Raw genomic sequence first — 17,220 nt, 5'->3', positions numbered from 1 at the left:
ATGAGCATCGAAATCGTTCGGGTGTCGGCGCTCAGCGACAATTATATCTGGCTGGCGCACGACCCCGCATCGGGTGAGACGGTGGTGATCGATCCCGCCGTCGCCGAGCCGGTGCTGGAAGCCGCGGCGGCCCGGGGATGGACGATCGGCCAGATCTGGAACACCCATTGGCATCCCGACCATATCGGCGGCAATGATGCGATCAAGGCGGCGACCGGCGCGATCGTCAGCGCCCCCGCCGCGGAGGCGGCGAAGATCCCGTCGCTCGACATCGCATTGGCCGAGGGCGACATCGTCCGGCTGGGCGCGATCAGCGGCCATGTCATGGAGGTCCCGGCGCACACCGCCGGACATATCGCGATCCATCTGCCGGACGAGGAGGTCGTCTTCGTCGGCGACACGCTGTTCGCGATGGGCTGCGGCCGGCTGTTTGAGGGTACGCCAGCGCAGATGTTCGCGAACATGAAACGGCTGGAGGCGCTGCCGCCCGAAACGCATGTCTATTGCGCGCATGAATATACCCAGAGCAACGGCCGCTATGCGCTGGTCGCCGAACCCGGCAACGACGCGATCCGCGCGCGGATGGAGGCGGTCGACTCCGCGCGGGCGCTTGGCGAGGCGACCGTGCCGACGACGATCGCGCTCGAACGCGCGACCAACCCTTTCATGCGCGCGGACAGCGCCGCCCAACTCGCAGAACGCCGCGCCGCCAAGGATGTGTTCCGGGGCTGAAACAGCGTATAAGCTGCCGCCAACAGGAGAGTCGCCCAGGGAGGCCCATCATGCGCATCAGCCGATATCTGCGCCCCGCTGCCGCATTGCTTTGCGTTCCCTTTCTGGCCGCCACCGACGCCCCGGCGCCGCTGTCGCCCAAGGCGCAGAAGGAACTGGCCGGCCGCACCGCCGGTGCGCCGGTGTCCTGCGTGCAGCTTCGGCAGATCGGCGCGACCCGCATCGTCGACGCCACCGCGATCATCTACAAGCAATCCCCGCGGCTCTGGTATGTGAACCAGCCCGATAATGGCCGCTGCGACCTGCTGCGCCCCAACCGGATGCTGATCACCGCCAGTTCGAGCGGCCAGCTGTGTGGCAAAGATCTGGTGACGATCGCCGAGGCGAACCCGCCGATCACCTATGGCGCGTGTGGGTTGGGGCAGTTCATACCCTATACGAAGTGACAGAGCGTCGTGAGCGATCAGCCCGGTTCGCGCTGGTTGAAGACCGACCAGCCGGTCGCGGCCGCGAGGCGTTCAAGCGCGAGTGACCCGAGCGTCGAATTGCCGCGCTCGTTGAGGCCCGGCGACCAGACGGCGATCGAGGCGATGCCGGGGACGACGCAGAGGATGCCGCCGCCGACGCCCGACTTGCCGGGAATGCCGACGCGGAAGGCGAATTCGCCCGAGCCGTCATAATGGCCGCATAGCATCATCAGCGCGTTGATGCGCCGGGCGCGCATCGGCGACACGACGTTGAAGCCGGTCTCGGGATGTTGCCCCTCCAGCATCAGATAGCGGCCCGCGCGGGCGAGTTGCCGGCAATTCATCGCCAGAGCGCACTGGTGGAAATAGACCCCCAGCACCTGCTCGACCGGATGGTGGATATTGCCGAAGGCGCGCATGTAATTGGCGAGCGCGGTGTTGCGGAAGCCGGTGTCGGCCTCGCCCTGCGCGACTTCATTGTCGATTATGATGCTGTCGTCGCCGGCCACCTCGCGCATGAAGCGCAGGACCTCGCCGATCGCTTCCTTGGGCTCGTGTCCGGCCAGCACGACGTCGGACACGACGATCGCCCCGGCGTTGATGAAGGGGTTGCGCGGAATGCCCTGTTCGGCCTCCAACTGGACGATCGAATTGAAGGCGTTGCCCGACGGTTCGCGCCCAACCCGCTTCCACAGCGAATCACCGACCTTGCCGAGCGCCATGGTCAGCGCGAACACCTTCGATACCGACTGGATCGAAAAGGCGGTGTCGGCGTCGCCCGCCGCATAGATCCGCCCGTCATGGGTGGTGATCGCGATGCCGAAATTCTTCGGATCCACCCGCGCCAGTCCGGGGATATAGTCGGCGACCTTGCCGCGATCCTGAATCTCCGCCATTTCGGCGGCGATGCGGTCGACCAGGGCCTGGAGATCGGGGGCGGCGGTCAGCGGCATATCAGTCGCTCCCCCTGAAGGATTGCGGCGGCCCTCAGACCCGCATCGGCATGAGGACGTACAGCGCCGCCGCCTTGTCATTCTCACGGATCAGCGTCGGCGCCGCGGCATCGGCGAGGTGGACCTCGACCATGTCGCCGTCGATCTGCCCGAGGATATCGAGCAGGTAGCGCGCGTTGAAGCCGATCTCGAAACCGGTCGAGCTGTAGTCGCCGGGGACTTCCTCGGCGGCGGTGCCGTTCTCCGGGCTGGTCACCGACAGCGTGATCTTGTCGGTATCCAGCGCCATCTTCACCGCGCGGGTCTTTTCCGAGGCGATGGTGGCGACGCGGTCGACGCCCTCCATGAAGCTCTTCGGGTCGATCCTGAGCAGCTTGTCGTTGGCGGTCGGGATGACCCGGTTATAATCGGGGAAGGTGCCGTCGATCAGCTTCGAGGTGAGGATCGCGGTGCCGAGGCCGAAGCGGATCTTGGTCGAAGACAGCGACACGTCGACCGAACCGTCGACCTCGTCGAGCAGCTTGCGCAGTTCGCCGATGCATTTGCGCGGGATGATGATGTCGGGCATCGCCTCGGCGCCATCGGGGCGCGGAATGGTGACGCGGGCGAGGCGGTGGCCATCGGTCGCCGCGGCCTTGAGCACCGGAGCGCCTTCGTCCTGCACATGGAAGAAGATGCCGTTGAGATAATAGCGGGTCTCTTCGGTCGAGATCGCGAAGCGGGTCTTGTCGATCAGTTGCTTGAGCGTCTCGGCGGGGAGTTCGAACTTGGTCGGCAGCTCGCCTTCCGCGATCATCGGAAAGTCGTCCTTGGGCAGCGTCTGCAGGTTGAAGCGCGCGCGGCCCGCGACGACGAGCATCTTGCCGTCGGCGGCGGTCAGCGAAACCTGGCTACCCTCGGGCAGTTTGCGGGCGATATCGAACAGCGTGTGCGCCGATACCGTGATCGCGCCCGGCTGGTCGATCGCGGCCGCGACGACCTCGACGATCTGCAGGTCGAGGTCGGTAGCCATCAGCCGCAGCGTGCCTTCCGACGTCGCCTCGATCAGCACGTTCGACAGGATCGGGATCGTGTTGCGCCGTTCCACGACCGACTGGACATGGCCAAGGCTTTTCAGAAGCGTCGCGCGTTCGATCGTTGCCTTCATGGACTGCCCCGGAATCCCCGATGTTCAAATGGAATCCGGTTATAGCGCGGCTTTGCGGCCCGGCTAGTCCCAAGCTGCAAAAGCTGGGGATATTTCGTGCTACGGCGCCAAATAAGAAAAAGGGGCCGGAGTCCCGCGACCCGGCCCCTTCCCCTTTCGGTCGCGCGAGCGATCAGAAGCGGAAGCCGAAGCCTGCCGTCACCTGATTGCGCGAGAAGCCGTTCTCATAGTTGGAATAGCGATATTCGGTCTTCACGAAGCTGTTGCCCGTGATCGCATATTCCGCGCCGACGCCGACCCGGACGCCGTCGAGATCGGTGCTGCCGAGCCCGACCGTGCCGGTGCCGTCATTGCCGGTCAGCTTGGCGCGGGCATTGGTGTAGCCGGCCTTGGCGTAGAGCAGCGTGCTGCCGCCGACGACGGCGCCGACACGCCCGCCGACATAGAGGTCGCGGCCGGCCTTGGCGCACAGGCGCGGATCGGCGACCGTGGTCGAACCGACACACTGCTTCACGCTCGAATCCGTTGCTTCGGCCTCGACGCCGACCAGGCCCATGCCCGTCTGGAAGTCATAACCCACACCAAGCCCGTAGCCGATGCCGTCGTCATGCCCGTTGTTCTGGACGCGATCCCAACCGGCAAGCGCTTCGACGCGGGCACCGGTGAACGGGGCTTTGTCCTGGGCAAGGGCGGGGGTTGCTGCGCTGGCCGCGAAAAGGGCGGCGACAACGATGCTGCGCATAATATACTCCATCTTTAACCTCGTCTCCGAAGGATGTTGGAGACGCGAGGGGCCTAGTGCACGAAGCCGGCGGAGGTTGCATGAACCTCAGATAAACAACCGATTTCGTTGCATTTATGCCACTTTTGAAAGGTCGGGGGTTGACAGGAATCGGTACCCGGATTTGCTTGCCGCTTTGTGCGCTACTGCTCGTTGCAGCGGCGCCGGTGGACCGGGCGGCATTGGGAATTTTTTCGGGCTGGGGGGCGTTTCGCGACGCCAATCCCCCGCGCTGCTTCGCGATTGCGACGCCCGAACGGCGCAGCAAGGGCGACCGGCGCAGCTTCGCCTCGGTCGCGATCTGGCCCCGCCAGCACATCAACGGCCAGGTTCATTTCCGCCTGCGCGAGCCGCGCGCGCCGAACAGTCCGATCCGGCTGATCTTCGGCGACCGTAGCTTTTCGCTCGTCGCCGCCAGCCTCGACGCCTGGGCCCCCGACTCGCGCGCCGACGCCGCGATCGTCGCGGCGATGCGCAGCGGCACCTCGATGCGGATCGCCTGGGTGTCGAAAGATGGGCGGGATCGGTCGGACGGCTATCTGCTGGCGGGGGTCGCAACCGCGATCGACGCGGCGGCGCTGGGCTGCGCGCGGCGGTAGAAACTAAGAAAGGCGGCGGTCTTTAGAGACCGGCCGCCTTTCGAAGCTCATCGTTGATTCGGGTTTGCCATCTGGGCCCCGAATCCTTGAACCAGTCGATCACCTCCTGATCAAGTCGCAACGAAACCAGCTTCTTGGTCGCTTCGGCCTTTGGACGGCCGCGCTGCACTAATTTGGCGCCGATGTACGCATCGGCTTCCTCAAACCAATCCTCACCGAGGACCGGTTTGCTCTCATCCGCTTTCGCTGCGGCGGCGTTGGTATCTTTCACGTTCTCCATGGTCAGCTTTCCACATCGTAATGATGCGGCGGCTATCTTCTCTCGGCGTCCACACGACCAATATGACTTGGCCCTTCATCTCCCCGATCGAAATATACCGTTCTTCCTTATAATCTCTGTCATCTCGCTTGGTGAGATGGAACGCGTCAAAAAATTCAGCCGCGTCATCAAAGTCAATCTGTCTTTCGTTCAGAACTTTGCGACGCTTTTCCTCATCGTAGGAAATCCGCATTTGCTATCAATCCCGTTATCGATGCCCGTAGGCTATTCCCTTGATCCATGACTGTCTCCTTCATGCTGTTACTGACAGGCGCGTTTGGCCTGCCACGCATAGTTACACGATCTGATCGACCGTATTTTTGTAGATACAATTATTCCAAAAGGATGTCAATATTTGTAGCTACAAAAATATTTAGTGATGGGGCTATTCCCGCATCGCCTCCGCCGCGAGGGCGTCCGCCTCGATCAGCAGGACATCGTCGGCGGTTCCCTGCGCCACCGTCTCGCGGCCGATCAGCACCGGCACCGCGAGCGGAGAGACGCGGTCGAGCTTTACGTGGACGATATTCTCGGCGGCGCGCTCGATCAGGTGGCTGAGCCGGCCGACATCGGTCATCTTGGCGCGCGCGTCGGCCCAGGCGGCGTCGAGCAGGAGATGGTCGGGCTCGTAGCGGCGCAGCACGTCGTAGATCAGGTCGGTCGAGAAGGTGACCTGCCGCCCCGACTTCTTCTTGCCGGGATGCTGGCGCTCGACGAGACCGCCGATCACCGCGACTTCGCGAAAGGCGCGCTTGAGCAGCGCCGAACGCTCGACCCAGTCGACGAACTCGTCCTCAAGGATCGTCGCGGAGAATAAGGCGGCCGGATCCTCGACCGGTTCGACCGAATAGGTCGCGATCGCATAGTCGCTCGCGACGAAGCCGAGCGGGGACAGGCCAAGGCTTTCCATCCGCCGGGTGAGCAACATGCCGAGCGACTGGTGTGCGTTCCAGCCCTCGAAGCTGTAGATCACCATATAATGGCGCTTGTCGCGCGCGAAGGTCTCGACGAGCAGCTCGTCGGGCGCGGGCAGGCGCGAGCGGCGCTGCTGGACCTCGAGCCATTCGCGGACATCGTCGGGGAAGCGGGGCCATTGCGACGGATCATGGAGATATTCGCGAACGCGGGCGGCGAGATGGGTCGAGATCGGCATCCGCGCGCCGCCATAGGTGGGGATCCGCGCGGGCTTCGATGTGGCGCGGACGATCAGGTCAGTCAGGTCGATCTTCTGCACCTCGAGCGCGAGCCCCATGAAGAAGAAGCAATCGCCGGGCGCGAGGGTGACGCCGAAGCCCTCCTCGACCTTGCCGAGGCTGCGGCCGTTCTTGAAGCGTACGTCGAGCATCGGCGCCTCGACGATTATCCCGGCGTTGAGCCGGTGCTGGACCGCGAAATTGGGGTGGCTGATCCGCCACCGCCCGTCGGGATCGCGGGTCAGGCGGCGATATTTCTCATAAGCCTTCAGCGCATAGCCGCCATTGGCGATATAGTTGAGCACGCGGTCGAACTGTTCGGCGGACAGCGTCGCATAGGGTGCGGCGCGATTGACCTCGGCGAGCATGTCCTCCGCCCGGAACGGCCCGGCGCAGGCCACCGCCATGACATGCTGGGCGAGCACGTCGAGGCTGCCGGCGCGGAAAGGGTCGTTGTCGAGTTCGCCCGCCTCGATCGCGTCGAGCGCGGCGCGGCCTTCGAGATATTCGAAGCGGTTGCCGGGGACGAGCACCGCCTCGCTCGGCTCGTCGAGCCGGTGATTGGCGCGGCCGATGCGTTGTAGCAGCCGCGAGGCCCCTTTCGGCGCACCCATCTGGATGACGAGATCGACATCGCCCCAGTCGACCCCGAGGTCGAGGCTCGCGGTCGCGACCAGCGCGCGCAGCCGCCCCTCGGCCATCGCGCCCTCGACCTTTCTGCGCGCCTCTTTCGACAGTGAGCCGTGGTGGATGCCGATCGGCAGGCCCATCGCATTGGCCTTCCACAGATCCTGGAAGATCAGCTCGGCGAGGCTGCGGGTGTTGCAGAAGATGATCGTGGTCTTGTGGGTCTCGATCTCGGCCATCACCTGTTCGGCGGCATAGCGCCCCGAATGGCCCGCCCAGGGAATCCGGCCCGACGGGATCAGGATATCGATCTGCGGCGCTGCCCCCGCATCGCCCTCCACCAGCGCGACCGCCTCATAATCGCCGTCGCCCGATAGCCAGCCGCGATAGGCGTCGGGATCGGCGATCGTCGCCGACAGCGCGACCCGGCGCATGGCCGGCGCGAGGCTTTCGAGCCGAGCGATCGACAGCGATAGAAGGTCGCCGCGCTTGGTGGTGGCGAAGGCATGCACCTCGTCGATGACGATGGTCTTCAGATTGGCGAACAACCCCGCGCTGTCGGGATAGGAGAGCAGCAGGCTCAGCGATTCGGGGGTGGTCAGCAATATCTGCGGCGGCTTCACCCGCTGTCGCGCCTTGCGGTCGGAGGGCGTGTCGCCGGTCCGCGTCTCCACCCGGATATCGAGGCCCATTTCCTCGATCGGGTTCAGCAGGTTGCGCTGAACATCGACCGCGAGCGCCTTGAGCGGGGAGACGTAGAGGGTGTGGAGCCCGTCCTGCGGCGTCTCGATCAGCTGGACGAGCGTGGCGAGGAAGCCGGCGAGGGTCTTGCCCGATCCGGTCGGCGCGACAAGCAGCGCGTTGCGCCCCTCGCGGGCGGCGGCGAGCATGTCGAGCTGATGCCGCCGCGGCCCCCAGCCCTTCGCGGCGAACCAGTCGGTGAGGGGTGGGGGAAGGTCAGCCATTTACGTCGTCCCGGCGGAGGTCGGGGCCGCCACAGGCCGGGGGCGACGTGCGCTCAAGACGTTGGCGGCCCCGGCCTCCGCCGGGGCGACGGGAAAGGAAGGCCGCTCAATGCCCCGCCTGCGGGCCGCGCTCCAGCCCCGATGCCGCCAACTGCCCGTCGATCATCGCCAGCAGGCGGTCGAGCGCGGGCTGGTCCTTCGCTTCGGCGCGGGCGACCAGCACGTCCTGAGTATTCGATGCGCGCAGCAGCCACCAGCCGTCGGGGGTGTTGACCCGCGCGCCATCGGTGCGATCGACGTCCGCTCCGCTCGCGGCGAGCCGGTCGAGCACCTCCTCGATCACCTTGAACTTGCGGCTCTCGTCGACCTGGAAGCGCAGCTCCGGCGTGTTGACGAGCTTGGGCATCCTGTCCTTGAGCGCGGTCAGCGACCCGCCGAGCTCACCGATCGCCTCGATCAGCCGCACCGCCGAATAGAGCGCGTCGTCGAAGCCGTACCAGCGGTGCTTGAAGAAGATGTGGCCCGACATCTCGCCGGCGAGCGGGCTGTCGGTCTCGGCCATCTTGACCTTGATCAGGCTGTGGCCGGTCTTCCACATGCATGGCGTACCGCCCAGTTCGGCGACCCGGTCGAACAGCGCCTGGCTGGCCTTCACATCGGCGATGATCGTTCCGCCGGGCACCTCGCGCAGCACCGGCTCGGCGAGGATCGAGAGGATCTGGTCGCCCCAGACGACCCGGCCCTGCCCGTCGATCGCGCCGATCCGGTCGGCGTCGCCGTCGAAGGCGATGCCGAAGTCGAGCTGCTTTTCGGCGACCAGCGCCTTTAGGTCGGCGAGGTTCTTTTCCTCGGTCGGATCGGGATGATGGTGCGGGAAGCGGCCGTCGATCTCGGCATAGAGGACATGATGTTCGCCGGGTAGCCGGGCGACCAGCTTTTCGAGGATGCGCCCGCCCGCGCCATTGCCATTGTCCCAGCCGATCCGGAACGCGCCGCCCGAAAAGCCTTCGAGCAGCCGGTCGACATAGAGATCCTCGATGTCGGCGTCACTGACCGTGCCCGTGCCTTCGTCCCAGTCGGCCTCGGCGGCCATGCGGCCGATCGACTGGATCGAATCGGCGAAGAACGGCTTGTGATGGAGCACCATCTTGAAGCCGTTATAGTCGCCCGGATTGTGGCTTCCGGTGATCTGGATGCCGCCGTCGACCTCCAGCGTCGCTTCGGCGAAATAGAGCATCGGGGTCGGGCCCAGCCCGGTGCGGACGACATCAACGCCGCTTTCGGTAAGCCCGCGGATCAGTTCGTCGCGCAGCGCCTCGGACGAGAGCCGTCCGTCCCAGCCGACCGCGACGCGGGTGCCGCCGGCGCGGCGGACATGGCTCGCGAAACCCCGGCCGATCGCATAGGCGTCGGCTACACCGAGCGTTTTCCCCACGATCCCGCGGATGTCATATTCGCGCAGCGAAGTCGGGTCGAAACGATGGGTCAAATGGGGCCTCCGTGAAAGAAAGTTCCTCCCCGGCACGGAGAGGGGGGACCATCCGAAGGATGGTGGAGGGGGACTGCATCAGGCGGGCTGATGTTGGCAGGTCCCCCTCCACCGCTGTCGCGGCCCCCCCCGTGCTGGGGAGGATTTATGTTCGCCCAACATCTTAGCGCCGGGGCAGTTCCGCCAGCAAGATGTCACGCGCCGCGTTCACCCGGCTGGCGAGTTCGGCGGAGCCGCCCTGATCGGGATGAACCCTGGCGACGAGCCGGCGGTGCGCGGCCTGGATTTCTTCGGGCGATGCGTCCGGCCCAACGCCGAGGACGCGGCGGGCTTCGTCCTTGTCCATGCGGCCGGCGGGGTCGGGGCGCTGCGTCTGGCCCTGCACCAGCATCCAGATTCCGGGCAGGAACATCGGCAAGCCGACCTGCCAGGCGCCCTTCAACAGCAGGAAAGCGCCGGCCACCGCTGAGCCGGCGGCGACGAGCTGATTGCGGGTGAGGCCGCGTCCCCACATCCACCAGGCGGCCGCGGCGGCCGCCAGCAGCAGCAGGATCACCCGGCGGCTGCCTGATGCGGCTGATGCTGCGGCCATTGCGACAGCGCGAGGCCCGACACCATCTCGCGCAGCTCCTGCCGCGCGGCGATATGCGCGATGCCGGCCTCGCCGCCGATCGCCTTGAGGTCGAGCAGGGTCAGCCCCTTGGGAAAGAGTTCGCGATAGATGACGCGTTCGGACAGGCCCGGGATCACCCGGAAGCCGACCCGCTTGGCGAGTTCGTGCATCGCCTCGGCGACGCGGCGCATGTTGCGCGCCTCGAGATGCTGGAGGCGGTTGCGCAGCAGCACCCAGTCGACCGTGCCGCCATCGATCCGGCCGCGCGCCTTGCGCGCCTCCCATACCAGCTCGGCATAGAAGCTCGGCCGGCGGATCTTGAAGGTCTCGGGATCGACCTGGCCGATCAGGTCGAGGTCGACGAAGCTGTCGTTGATCGGCGTCACCAGCGTATCCGCGCGCTGGATCGCGGCGCGGGCATGCTCGTCGTCGCGGCCCGGTGTGTCGATCACGACGACGTCATGGTCGGCGGCGAAACCGGCGATGATATCGGACAGGACATGGCCGCGCGCGGGATCGAATGTCTCGTAGGTCGGCGTGGGCAGCGCCACGCCGCTGCGGCTCTGGGTGGCGACGCGATTTTCCAGATAGCGGGCGAGGGTGCGCTGACGGGTATCGAGATCGATCGCGGCGACCCGCCTGCCGGCGCTGGCCAACGCCACCGCGACATGCACCGCGGTGGTCGATTTCCCCGATCCGCCCTTTTCATTGGCGAAGACGATCAGATGCGCGTTCGACAAACTTATATTCCCCTTCGCCGCACCATGCTTGATCGGATGGCCGGCCTTGTCCAAGGAGCATTCCACTAATCGGGGTGTATAGTCAGTGCAAATCGTCCGGAACATAGCGGATCTCCGTCAGGCGGTCGCAAATCTGAGGATAAGTGGCGCGCAGGTGGCTCTGGTCCCGACGATGGGCGCGCTTCATGCCGGGCATATCGCTCTGGTCGACGCGGCGCGCGCGCGCGGTTGCCAGGTGGTCGCGTCGATCTTCGTCAATCCCACCCAGTTTGGCCCGAACGAGGATCTCGACGCCTATCCACGCCGCGAGGCGGCCGATGTCGCGCTGCTCGAAGCGGCGGGCGCGGCGCTGCTGTGGGCGCCCGACGTCGCGGCGATGTATCCGGCGGGCTTCGCGACGAGAATCTCGGTCGACGGGGTCAGCGAGCGCTGGGACGGCGCGGCCCGGCCCGGTCATTTCGCGGGGGTGGCGACAGTCGTCACCAAGCTGCTCCAGCAGGTGAAACCCGACATCGCCCTTTTCGGCGAGAAGGATTATCAGCAGCTCGCGGTGATCCGGCGCTTCGTCGCCGATCTCGACATCGATATCGAGATCGTCGGCGTGCCGACCCAGCGCGACGATGATGGCGTCGCCCTGTCATCGCGCAACGCCTATCTCAGCCCCGACGAGCGGCTGGCGGCGCGCGCCCTGCCGCGCGCGCTCGGCGAGGCCAGGGCGGCGATCGAGCGTGGCGATGACGTCGCGCCGGCGCTCGCCGCGGCGGTCGTGCGGCTCGGCGAGGCGGGCTTTGGCCCGATCGACTATGTCGCGCTGGTCGACGCCGCGACGCTGGAGCCGGTCGAGGCGCTGAACGCGCCCGCCCGGCTGCTCGCGGCGGCCAGGCTGGGCAAGACCCGGCTGATCGACAATCTGGGGGTCGAGCCCGTTTAAAAAGGCACGTCATACAAGCTGTCAGCCTGCGCTGGCATGACGATTTCGGCTTTGGGGCAACCGATTTAAGAACATCCCAACCGCGCCGTTAACCTTGTTGGGACCGGGGCGGCCGACCAGCAAACAGCCGCCATCGCTCCCCCCTTGGATGGAGCGAGATATGGGTCACAGTCTCAAGTCGCAGCAGTTCCTCACCGAATCGCGTCTCCGCGAGGCGATGAGCGGGGATATCGACGCCTGTTTCGAACTGGGCGTTTCCTTTTCGGCGGGCGCCGATGGATGCCCGCTCGATCTGATCGCGGCGCATAAATGGTTCAACATCGCGGCGCTTGGCGGCAACACCCGCGCGATGGAATGCCGCGCCGAGATCGCCGAGGACATGAGCGCGCGCGAGATCATCGAGGCGCAGCGTCAGGCGCGCGCGATGCTCGGCTTCGGGAACAGGCTGGCGGCGTAATTTGGTTGGCCCGCGCTTGCGCGGCCGCCCTCAGACGCCGGGCGGCCAGCCTGCGCTGGCCTTGGCTTCCTCGCATAAGCTCGGGCGGCCGTTCGGCCTTGCGGGCCGCTGACGCGCCCCGGCCCCATCAGCCGCGCCGGAACGGCGTGAACTCGGCCAGATCTTCGATATTCTCCGCGATGGCCGCGCGTTCGCGGTCGAGATAGTCGGCCACCGCCCTGCGAAAACCCGCATTGGGAATGAAATGCGCCGACCAGGTCGCGACGGGCTCATAGCCGCGGGCCAGCTTGTGCTCGCCCTGCGCACCCGCCTCGACCCGCTGCAGGCCGCGCGAGATCGCCGCCTCGATCGCCTGATAATAGCAGAGCTCGAAATGGAGGAACGGCACCTCTTCGATCGCGCCCCAGTTGCGCCCATAGAGCGCGTCAGTCCCAATCAGGTTGAGCGCCCCCGCGATCGGCGTGCCGTCGCGCAGCGCCATGATCAGCAGCACCCGATCCGCCATGCGCGCGCCCAGTTCGGTAAAGAAGGCGCGGGTCAGATAGGGCCGCCCCCATTTGCGCGAGCTGGTGTCCTGATAGAAATGCCAGAAAGCGTCCCAATGCGCCTCCTCGATCGCGTCGCCGCTGAGATGGACGATGTCGAGCCCCGCGACCGCCGCGGCCCGCTCCTTGCGGATCGCCTTGCGCTTGCGCGACGCGAGCGCGCCGAGAAAGTCGTCGAAGCTGGCATAGCCGCGATTGGTCCAGTGGAATTGCCGGTCGGCGCGGATCAGCCAGCCCGCCGCCTCGAACAATCCGATCTGTTCGGCATCGACGAAGGTGGCGTGCGCCGAGGACAGCTCGTTGTTGCGCACCACCATCTCGGCGGCGGCGATCAGCGGCGCGGCGAGATCGGGATCGCGCAGCAGCAGGCGGGGGCCGGGCACCGGGCTGAACGGCACCGCGATCTGCAATTTGGGATAATATTGCCCGCCCGCGCGCTGCCAGGCGTCGGCCCAGCCATGATCGAAGACATATTCGCCCTGGCTGTGGCTCTTGGCATAAGCGGGCAGGATCGCGGCGGCCTTGCCGTCGGGGCCATCGATGGCGATCGGGACGGGCTGCCAGCCGGTCCCGGCGACGGCGCTGCCCGACGCCTCCAGCGCTGTAAGAAAATCATGGCCGACGAAGGGATTGTCCCCGCCCGCACAGGCATCCCATTCGTCACGTGTGAAACTGGCAACCCCCTCCGCCATTCTGGCCGAGACGTCGGTCATCGGGTTCGTGCCTTACCGGCCCGCTCCCCCGCCCGGCCTCCCATGGCATATCCGGTTGGGAGGTGGGGCGGGGGCGCGGGACGGTGCGGGTCCGACGCTGGTCGACCATAAACCAAAGCGCCTACCATCCCGGCGCCTCGAAGATGATCTGGTCGGCGCAGTCGGCGGCGATCTCCTGCTCGTCGGCGGATGTCACCGGCCAGGTCAAGATCGGAATGCCGCGCCTGCGCTGCCGCGCCGCGAAGCGGTTGGGGAGGTCGTTGATGTCGAGCACCAGGAATTCGGGGCGCGCGCGCCACAGCGCCTTGATCTTCTCGCTGCCCTCGTCCTTGGCGTAGTCGCTGCCGTCGGACAGCATCAGCCCGCGGGTGATCCGTTCGCCATGCGAGGCGAACCAGCGCGGCACCTCGCCATGAAGCGACACCACCGCCGCCTCGCCGCGATAGCCCTCGATCGCATGGCGCACCGCGACGCACAGCTGCGAGACATGGCCCTCGATCGCCTTCAGCTCGACGATCACCGGCGTGCGGCCGGCGACGATGCCCAGGATCTCGTCGAGCTTCGGCAGCGTCTCCTCGGTGCCGCGCAGCCGGATCTGCGAGAGTTGCTTGCTGGACAGGTGGCGGATCTGCCCGCTCTCCTCGGTCAGCCGGTCGAGCGTCGAATCGGCGATGACATAGGCGAGACCGTCGAGGCTGAACTGGACGTCGATCTTGACGCCATAGCCGTGGCCGACCGCCGCCTCTATCGCCGCCCGGCTATTTTCGACGTTGCGGCTGCCGTGCAGCCCGCGATTGGCGAAGGGCGTGCGCGTGAGATAGCCGACGCGCCGCGCGTCGGGGACAGGGAAGCGGAACCGGTCAAAGAGGCCGAATAGCGACAATGGCGTCGATCTCCACGGCGGCGCCCAGCGGCAGGACAGGCACGCCCACGGCGCTGCGGGCATGGCGTCCGGCCTCGCCGAACACGGCCTGCATCAGCTCGGACGCGCCATTGGCGACCTTGGGCTGATCGGTGAAATCATCGGTCGAAGCGATGAACGCGCCAAGCTTGACGATCCGTTCGACCCGCGACAGGTCGCCGCCCAGCGCCGCCCTGATCTGCGCGATCAGCATGATGCCGCAACGCCTGGCCGCCTCGGCGCCCTGCGCCAGATCGACATCCTGGCCGAGCCGTCCGGTGACGATCGTGCCATCCTCGCGAAAGGGAAGCTGGCCGGAGATGTGCAGCAGGCCGTTGACCTCGACCGCCGGCACATAGGCGGCGACCGGCGCGGCCGGTGCCGGCAGGGTGATGCCGAGGTCGGCGATACGTGCTTCGATGCTCATGCTGCCTTCATTCCTGCTAACGTCTGGAGCGTCAAGCGTGGTCGGGGCTTGCGTCTGCGAAGCGCGCGATGATCCAGGGCAGCGCCTCCGCCCAGTCGTCGATCCGGGCATGGGCATGGCGCGCGGCGTCGCGGTGGCGGGCGATGCGCGGTTCGGCGACCATATGCAGCCGGAACACCCCGGGCGCATGGCGCGCCACCGAACTGTGATGCTGGGCGAGATCGTCGACGAATACGGTCGCGGTCGGCTGATATTCGGCGACGATCGCGGCGACCGGCTGGCCTTTGCCGCCCTGGTTGCACTGGACGCGGTGGCGGATGCCGACCGCGTCGAGCTGGGCGACGCGGCTGCCGTGGAACTCGTCGGTCAGGTTGGTCAGCACGACGATGTCGGCCAGCTCGGCGATCGTTGCCAGCGCCTGGGCGGCGTGCGGAACCAGCGTCTGGCGGTGCATCTCGGTGGTGAAGAAGCGGTCGAGCAGCGGGCCGATATGCTCGGTCTCGACAATGCTGTTGTCGGCGCGGCGGGTCAGCGCGGTGGTGAAGTCGGGCTGTTCCATCGCGAAGGCGATGTCGTGCGCCTCGTCGAGCCACGCCTCGAACGGCGTGACCATGTGCAGCAGCACCTCGTCACAGTCGGTGATCAACAATGGGCGGTTCATGCCTGTAGTTCGTCCCTTGCACGGATAAGGTCGGCCGGGCCGACGCCGATCGCGGCGGCACAGGCAATCAGGTCGGGCTCATGCCCGGCGAGGAAGTCGAGCACCGCGCCGAGGATATGGGGATCGCCCGCGCCGGCGCGCAACGTTTCGGGGGTCAGGCCGGTCAGGTCGAGCAGCCGCCGCGCGCGGGCCGGGTCTTCCAGGGTCCAGGCGAGCGCGGTCAGCGCGGTGATCGTCATAGGGCTGTCGCTCGATCCACGTAGATTCGCGGGGTTGGATTCGGCCGGGGGCATGACTTAGGCTCGAAGGTCGGGTAGGTGGTGTAGCCGTGGCGAAAAAAGTCCTGATTGTCGAGGATAATGAGCTGAACCTTCGGCTCTTCCGTGACCTCCTCGAGGCGCATGGCGCCGACGTTCGCACGGTGCGCGACGCCCGCGAGGCATTGGCGGCGATGCGCGCTTTCCTGCCCGATCTCGTGATCATGGATATCCAGCTGCCGCATATCAGCGGAGTCGAGCTGATCCGCCTGATGAAAACCGATCCCGCGCTCGATGCGATTCCGGTGATGGCGGTGACCGCCTATGCCGGCAAGGGCGACGAGGGCCGCGTTCGTCAGGCCGGGGCCGACGCCTATGTCTCCAAGCCGATTTCGGTCAGCCGCTTCGTCTCGGCGGTCGAGGGGCTGGCAGGTTCGCTCGGCGACGGGTTCAAGCGCGCCGGCTGACGCCGCCTCGCTCGGTTTTTGTTTAGCCTCAAGCGCCGGCGTGGGCATCCGCCCACTTGGCTATCCTCGCATAAGCTCGGGCGCGCGTTCGCGCTTGCGGAGCCTTGGCAGGCTCCGACGAAGAGCTCAGCGTCGGAACACGTCAGTGTTCCGCAAGGCCGAACGGCCGCCGCGCCTTATTGGCGCGAAGCCAAGCCGGGCGGCTGCCCGGCGCCCGGCGTTTGAGGGCTCAAACAAATAAAGCGCAAACGCAAACGCCCGCCGGGTCAGGGCGGGCGCTAGGCCTTCAGGCAATCGGCGGGCCGCGGACGGCCCAGCCAGATTACTTGATCTTGGCTTCCTTGAAGTCGACATGCTTGCGCACGACCGGGTCGTACTTGCGGAAGCTGAGCTTCTCGGTCTGGGTGCGCGGGTTCTTCTTGGTGACGTAGAAGAAACCGGTGTCAGCCGAGCTGACGAGCTTGATCTTGACGGTGGTCGGCTTGGCCATGACCCGAAACCCTTATCGATATAAAAAAGTAAAGCGGCGTCGCCGCCGCTGCTGATCGGAGGGGCCCTTAGCTGTGGAGGGCGCAAAGAGTCAAGCGCGGGCCCCGATTTCGATACATCTTCTCTGATCGACCGGATCGATTTGAGCAACCGAGGATTTTCAGGCGACGCGAGCGCCACCATTTGCCAAGCTGCTCGTTAGAGAAGCGAATCGAACAGCGGGAGTTCCGAATATGGCCAAGAAACCCAAGGCGCCCCTGGCGACGCCGACCGACCTGAAGAGCAACAGCGCGATGAACGTCGCCGATTCGTTGAACGGCATCCTGGCCGACAGCTTCGCGCTCTATTTCAAGACGAAGAATTTCCACTGGCATGTCTCGGGCCCGCACTTCCGCGACTATCACCTGATGCTCGACGATCAGGCGGCACAGATTCTCGCGACTACCGACGTGATCGCCGAACGCGTCCGCAAGACCGGCAACGTCACCCTGCGATCGGTCGGCGACATCGCCCGGCGTCAGTCGATCAAGGATAATGACGCCGACTTCGTCAGCGCTGACGACATGCTCAAGGAACTGCGCGACGATAATCTCACGCTGGTCGCGAAGTTGCGCGAGGCAAAGGATATCGTCGACGAGGCGAAGGACAACGCCACCAGCGGCATCCTCGACGAATGGACCGACCAGGCCGAGGAACGCGCCTGGTTCCTGTTCGAGACCGCCCGGAACGGGTGAGTCCGCCAAAAAT

22 protein-coding genes are annotated in these 17,220 nt (G+C 66.1%); 7 read left to right on the top strand and 15 right to left on the bottom strand.

From position 1 onward, the window contains the following. Both gloB and WP12_RS08470 read left to right on the top strand, forming a co-directional pair. On the top strand, positions 1 to 732 hold the full coding sequence (gene gloB, locus WP12_RS08475; protein ID WP_046193273.1) for a hydroxyacylglutathione hydrolase: 732 nt from the start codon (positions 1 to 3) through the stop codon (positions 730 to 732). Between the two features lie 50 nt (positions 733 to 782). Further along, a complete protein-coding gene (locus tag WP12_RS08470; protein WP_052730282.1) occupies positions 783 to 1,178 on the top strand; it encodes a hypothetical protein in 396 nt (131 codons plus the stop codon). 17 nt (positions 1,179 to 1,195) lie between these two features. On the opposite strand, the gene WP12_RS08465 is transcribed toward WP12_RS08470, so the two are convergent. The 3 genes from WP12_RS08465 to WP12_RS08455 form a co-directional block, all read right to left on the bottom strand. Further along, positions 1,196 to 2,152 (bottom strand): glutaminase, encoded by a 957-nt coding sequence (locus WP12_RS08465; protein WP_046193272.1) that lies wholly within the window; start codon positions 2,150 to 2,152, stop codon positions 1,196 to 1,198. Between the two features lie 34 nt (positions 2,153 to 2,186). After that, the gene (gene dnaN / locus WP12_RS08460; protein ID WP_046193271.1) at positions 2,187 to 3,299 is read right to left on the bottom strand and encodes a DNA polymerase III subunit beta; all 1,113 of its coding nucleotides are present in this window, start codon (positions 3,297 to 3,299) and stop codon (positions 2,187 to 2,189) included. Between the two features lie 172 nt (positions 3,300 to 3,471). Beyond that, positions 3,472 to 4,041 (bottom strand): outer membrane protein, encoded by a 570-nt coding sequence (locus tag WP12_RS08455; protein WP_046193270.1) that lies wholly within the window; start codon positions 4,039 to 4,041, stop codon positions 3,472 to 3,474. Positions 4,042 to 4,157: 116 nt separating this feature from the next. Here WP12_RS08455 and WP12_RS08450 point away from each other — a divergent pair, with 116 nt between their 5' ends. Further along, the gene (locus tag WP12_RS08450; protein WP_046193269.1) at positions 4,158 to 4,679 is read left to right on the top strand and encodes a hypothetical protein; all 522 of its coding nucleotides are present in this window, start codon (positions 4,158 to 4,160) and stop codon (positions 4,677 to 4,679) included. A gap of 22 nt (positions 4,680 to 4,701) precedes the next feature. Here the strand turns inward: WP12_RS08450 and WP12_RS08445 are convergent, their stop codons facing one another. The 6 genes from WP12_RS08445 to WP12_RS08425 all read right to left on the bottom strand — a co-directional run bounded on the left by WP12_RS08445 (position 4,702) and on the right by WP12_RS08425 (position 10,631). Continuing rightward, complete coding sequence (locus WP12_RS08445) at positions 4,702 to 4,959, bottom strand: BrnA antitoxin family protein (RefSeq protein ID WP_046193268.1); 258 nt, start codon at positions 4,957 to 4,959, stop codon at positions 4,702 to 4,704. Next, the gene (locus WP12_RS24035) at positions 4,913 to 5,191 is read right to left on the bottom strand and encodes a BrnT family toxin (RefSeq protein WP_084691046.1); all 279 of its coding nucleotides are present in this window, start codon (positions 5,189 to 5,191) and stop codon (positions 4,913 to 4,915) included. The genes WP12_RS08445 and WP12_RS24035 overlap by 47 nt, the downstream gene beginning before the upstream one ends. Before the next feature lie 192 nt (positions 5,192 to 5,383). Next, positions 5,384 to 7,783: a ligase-associated DNA damage response DEXH box helicase gene (locus tag WP12_RS08440; protein ID WP_046193267.1), complete on the bottom strand. Its 2,400-nt coding sequence runs from the start codon at positions 7,781 to 7,783 to the stop codon at positions 5,384 to 5,386. Positions 7,784 to 7,889: 106 nt separating this feature from the next. Further along, positions 7,890 to 9,272: a phosphoglucomutase/phosphomannomutase PgmG gene (gene pgmG, locus WP12_RS08435; protein WP_046193266.1), complete on the bottom strand. Its 1,383-nt coding sequence runs from the start codon at positions 9,270 to 9,272 to the stop codon at positions 7,890 to 7,892. 163 nt (positions 9,273 to 9,435) lie between these two features. Then, entirely contained in the window at positions 9,436 to 9,864 is a 429-nt protein-coding gene (locus WP12_RS08430) for a J domain-containing protein (RefSeq protein WP_235399049.1), read from the bottom strand. Next, positions 9,825 to 10,631: a division plane positioning ATPase MipZ gene (locus WP12_RS08425; protein WP_046193286.1), complete on the bottom strand. Its 807-nt coding sequence runs from the start codon at positions 10,629 to 10,631 to the stop codon at positions 9,825 to 9,827. The genes WP12_RS08430 and WP12_RS08425 overlap by 40 nt, the downstream gene beginning before the upstream one ends. 79 nt (positions 10,632 to 10,710) lie before the next feature. Between WP12_RS08425 and panC the strand changes: the two genes are divergently transcribed. Beyond that, positions 10,711 to 11,556, top strand: coding sequence for a pantoate--beta-alanine ligase (panC, locus tag WP12_RS08420; protein WP_046193265.1), 846 nt, complete (start codon positions 10,711 to 10,713; stop codon positions 11,554 to 11,556). 160 nt (positions 11,557 to 11,716) lie between these two features. Next, positions 11,717 to 12,013, top strand: a complete 297-nt coding sequence (locus tag WP12_RS08415; RefSeq protein WP_046193264.1) for a hypothetical protein — start codon at positions 11,717 to 11,719, stop codon at positions 12,011 to 12,013. Positions 12,014 to 12,140: 127 nt separating this feature from the next. Here the strand turns inward: WP12_RS08415 and WP12_RS08410 are convergent, their stop codons facing one another. The 5 genes from WP12_RS08410 to WP12_RS08390 all read right to left on the bottom strand — a co-directional run bounded on the left by WP12_RS08410 (position 12,141) and on the right by WP12_RS08390 (position 15,499). Further along, on the bottom strand, positions 12,141 to 13,271 hold the full coding sequence (locus tag WP12_RS08410) for a GNAT family N-acetyltransferase (RefSeq protein WP_046193263.1): 1,131 nt from the start codon (positions 13,269 to 13,271) through the stop codon (positions 12,141 to 12,143). Positions 13,272 to 13,392: 121 nt separating this feature from the next. After that, a complete protein-coding gene (locus WP12_RS08405; RefSeq protein ID WP_046193262.1) occupies positions 13,393 to 14,154 on the bottom strand; it encodes a glycerophosphodiester phosphodiesterase family protein in 762 nt (253 codons plus the stop codon). Continuing rightward, on the bottom strand, positions 14,132 to 14,599 hold the full coding sequence (locus WP12_RS08400) for a RidA family protein (protein ID WP_046193261.1): 468 nt from the start codon (positions 14,597 to 14,599) through the stop codon (positions 14,132 to 14,134). The genes WP12_RS08405 and WP12_RS08400 overlap by 23 nt, the downstream gene beginning before the upstream one ends. Positions 14,600 to 14,630: 31 nt before the next feature. After that, a complete protein-coding gene (locus WP12_RS08395) occupies positions 14,631 to 15,260 on the bottom strand; it encodes a hypothetical protein (RefSeq protein WP_046193260.1) in 630 nt (209 codons plus the stop codon). Beyond that, positions 15,257 to 15,499: a DUF3572 domain-containing protein gene (locus WP12_RS08390; RefSeq protein WP_235399046.1), complete on the bottom strand. Its 243-nt coding sequence runs from the start codon at positions 15,497 to 15,499 to the stop codon at positions 15,257 to 15,259. The genes WP12_RS08395 and WP12_RS08390 overlap by 4 nt, the downstream gene beginning before the upstream one ends. A gap of 89 nt (positions 15,500 to 15,588) precedes the next feature. Between WP12_RS08390 and WP12_RS08385 the strand changes: the two genes are divergently transcribed. Further along, a complete protein-coding gene (locus WP12_RS08385; RefSeq protein ID WP_046193258.1) occupies positions 15,589 to 15,984 on the top strand; it encodes a response regulator in 396 nt (131 codons plus the stop codon). Positions 15,985 to 16,306: 322 nt separating this feature from the next. Here WP12_RS08385 and rpmG read toward each other — a convergent pair whose 3' ends face one another. Beyond that, positions 16,307 to 16,474 carry a 50S ribosomal protein L33 gene (rpmG, locus tag WP12_RS08380; protein WP_019516727.1) on the bottom strand — a complete coding sequence of 56 codons (168 nt, stop codon included), beginning with the start codon at positions 16,472 to 16,474 and terminating at the stop codon, positions 16,307 to 16,309. Between the two features lie 232 nt (positions 16,475 to 16,706). Between rpmG and WP12_RS08375 the strand changes: the two genes are divergently transcribed. Further along, positions 16,707 to 17,207, top strand: a complete 501-nt coding sequence (locus WP12_RS08375) for a Dps family protein (protein ID WP_046193257.1) — start codon at positions 16,707 to 16,709, stop codon at positions 17,205 to 17,207. Positions 17,208 to 17,220 lie beyond the last annotated feature (13 nt).

This window comes from Sphingomonas sp. SRS2 (genome assembly GCF_000971055.1).
Taxonomy (GTDB): domain Bacteria; phylum Pseudomonadota; class Alphaproteobacteria; order Sphingomonadales; family Sphingomonadaceae; genus Rhizorhabdus.
This window is presented reverse-complemented; position numbering and strand designations above follow the sequence as displayed.

Excerpts from the sequence above, each read along its gene's own strand:
- gloB (WP_046193273.1), top strand. The coding sequence starts at position 1 with ATGAGCATCGAAATCGTTCGGGTGTCGGCGCTCAGCGACAATTATATC.
- WP12_RS08470 (WP_052730282.1), top strand. The coding sequence starts at position 783 with ATGCGCATCAGCCGATATCTGCGCCCCGCTGCCGCATTGCTTTGCGTT.
- WP12_RS08465 (WP_046193272.1), bottom strand. The coding sequence starts at position 2,152 with ATGCCGCTGACCGCCGCCCCCGATCTCCAGGCCCTGGTCGACCGCATC.
- dnaN (WP_046193271.1), bottom strand. The coding sequence starts at position 3,299 with ATGAAGGCAACGATCGAACGCGCGACGCTTCTGAAAAGCCTTGGCCAT.
- WP12_RS08455 (WP_046193270.1), bottom strand. The coding sequence starts at position 4,041 with ATGCGCAGCATCGTTGTCGCCGCCCTTTTCGCGGCCAGCGCAGCAACC.
- WP12_RS08450 (WP_046193269.1), top strand. The coding sequence starts at position 4,158 with ATGCCACTTTTGAAAGGTCGGGGGTTGACAGGAATCGGTACCCGGATT.
- WP12_RS08445 (WP_046193268.1), bottom strand. The coding sequence starts at position 4,959 with ATGGAGAACGTGAAAGATACCAACGCCGCCGCAGCGAAAGCGGATGAG.
- WP12_RS24035 (WP_084691046.1), bottom strand. The coding sequence starts at position 5,191 with ATGCGGATTTCCTACGATGAGGAAAAGCGTCGCAAAGTTCTGAACGAA.
- WP12_RS08440 (WP_046193267.1), bottom strand. The coding sequence starts at position 7,783 with ATGGCTGACCTTCCCCCACCCCTCACCGACTGGTTCGCCGCGAAGGGC.
- WP12_RS08430 (WP_235399049.1), bottom strand. The coding sequence starts at position 9,864 with ATGGCCGCAGCATCAGCCGCATCAGGCAGCCGCCGGGTGATCCTGCTG.
- WP12_RS08415 (WP_046193264.1), top strand. The coding sequence starts at position 11,717 with ATGGGTCACAGTCTCAAGTCGCAGCAGTTCCTCACCGAATCGCGTCTC.
- WP12_RS08410 (WP_046193263.1), bottom strand. The coding sequence starts at position 13,271 with ATGACCGACGTCTCGGCCAGAATGGCGGAGGGGGTTGCCAGTTTCACA.
- WP12_RS08400 (WP_046193261.1), bottom strand. The coding sequence starts at position 14,599 with ATGAGCATCGAAGCACGTATCGCCGACCTCGGCATCACCCTGCCGGCA.
- WP12_RS08395 (WP_046193260.1), bottom strand. The coding sequence starts at position 15,260 with ATGAACCGCCCATTGTTGATCACCGACTGTGACGAGGTGCTGCTGCAC.
- WP12_RS08390 (WP_235399046.1), bottom strand. The coding sequence starts at position 15,499 with ATGACGATCACCGCGCTGACCGCGCTCGCCTGGACCCTGGAAGACCCG.
- rpmG (WP_019516727.1), bottom strand. The coding sequence starts at position 16,474 with ATGGCCAAGCCGACCACCGTCAAGATCAAGCTCGTCAGCTCGGCTGAC.
- WP12_RS08375 (WP_046193257.1), top strand. The coding sequence starts at position 16,707 with ATGGCCAAGAAACCCAAGGCGCCCCTGGCGACGCCGACCGACCTGAAG.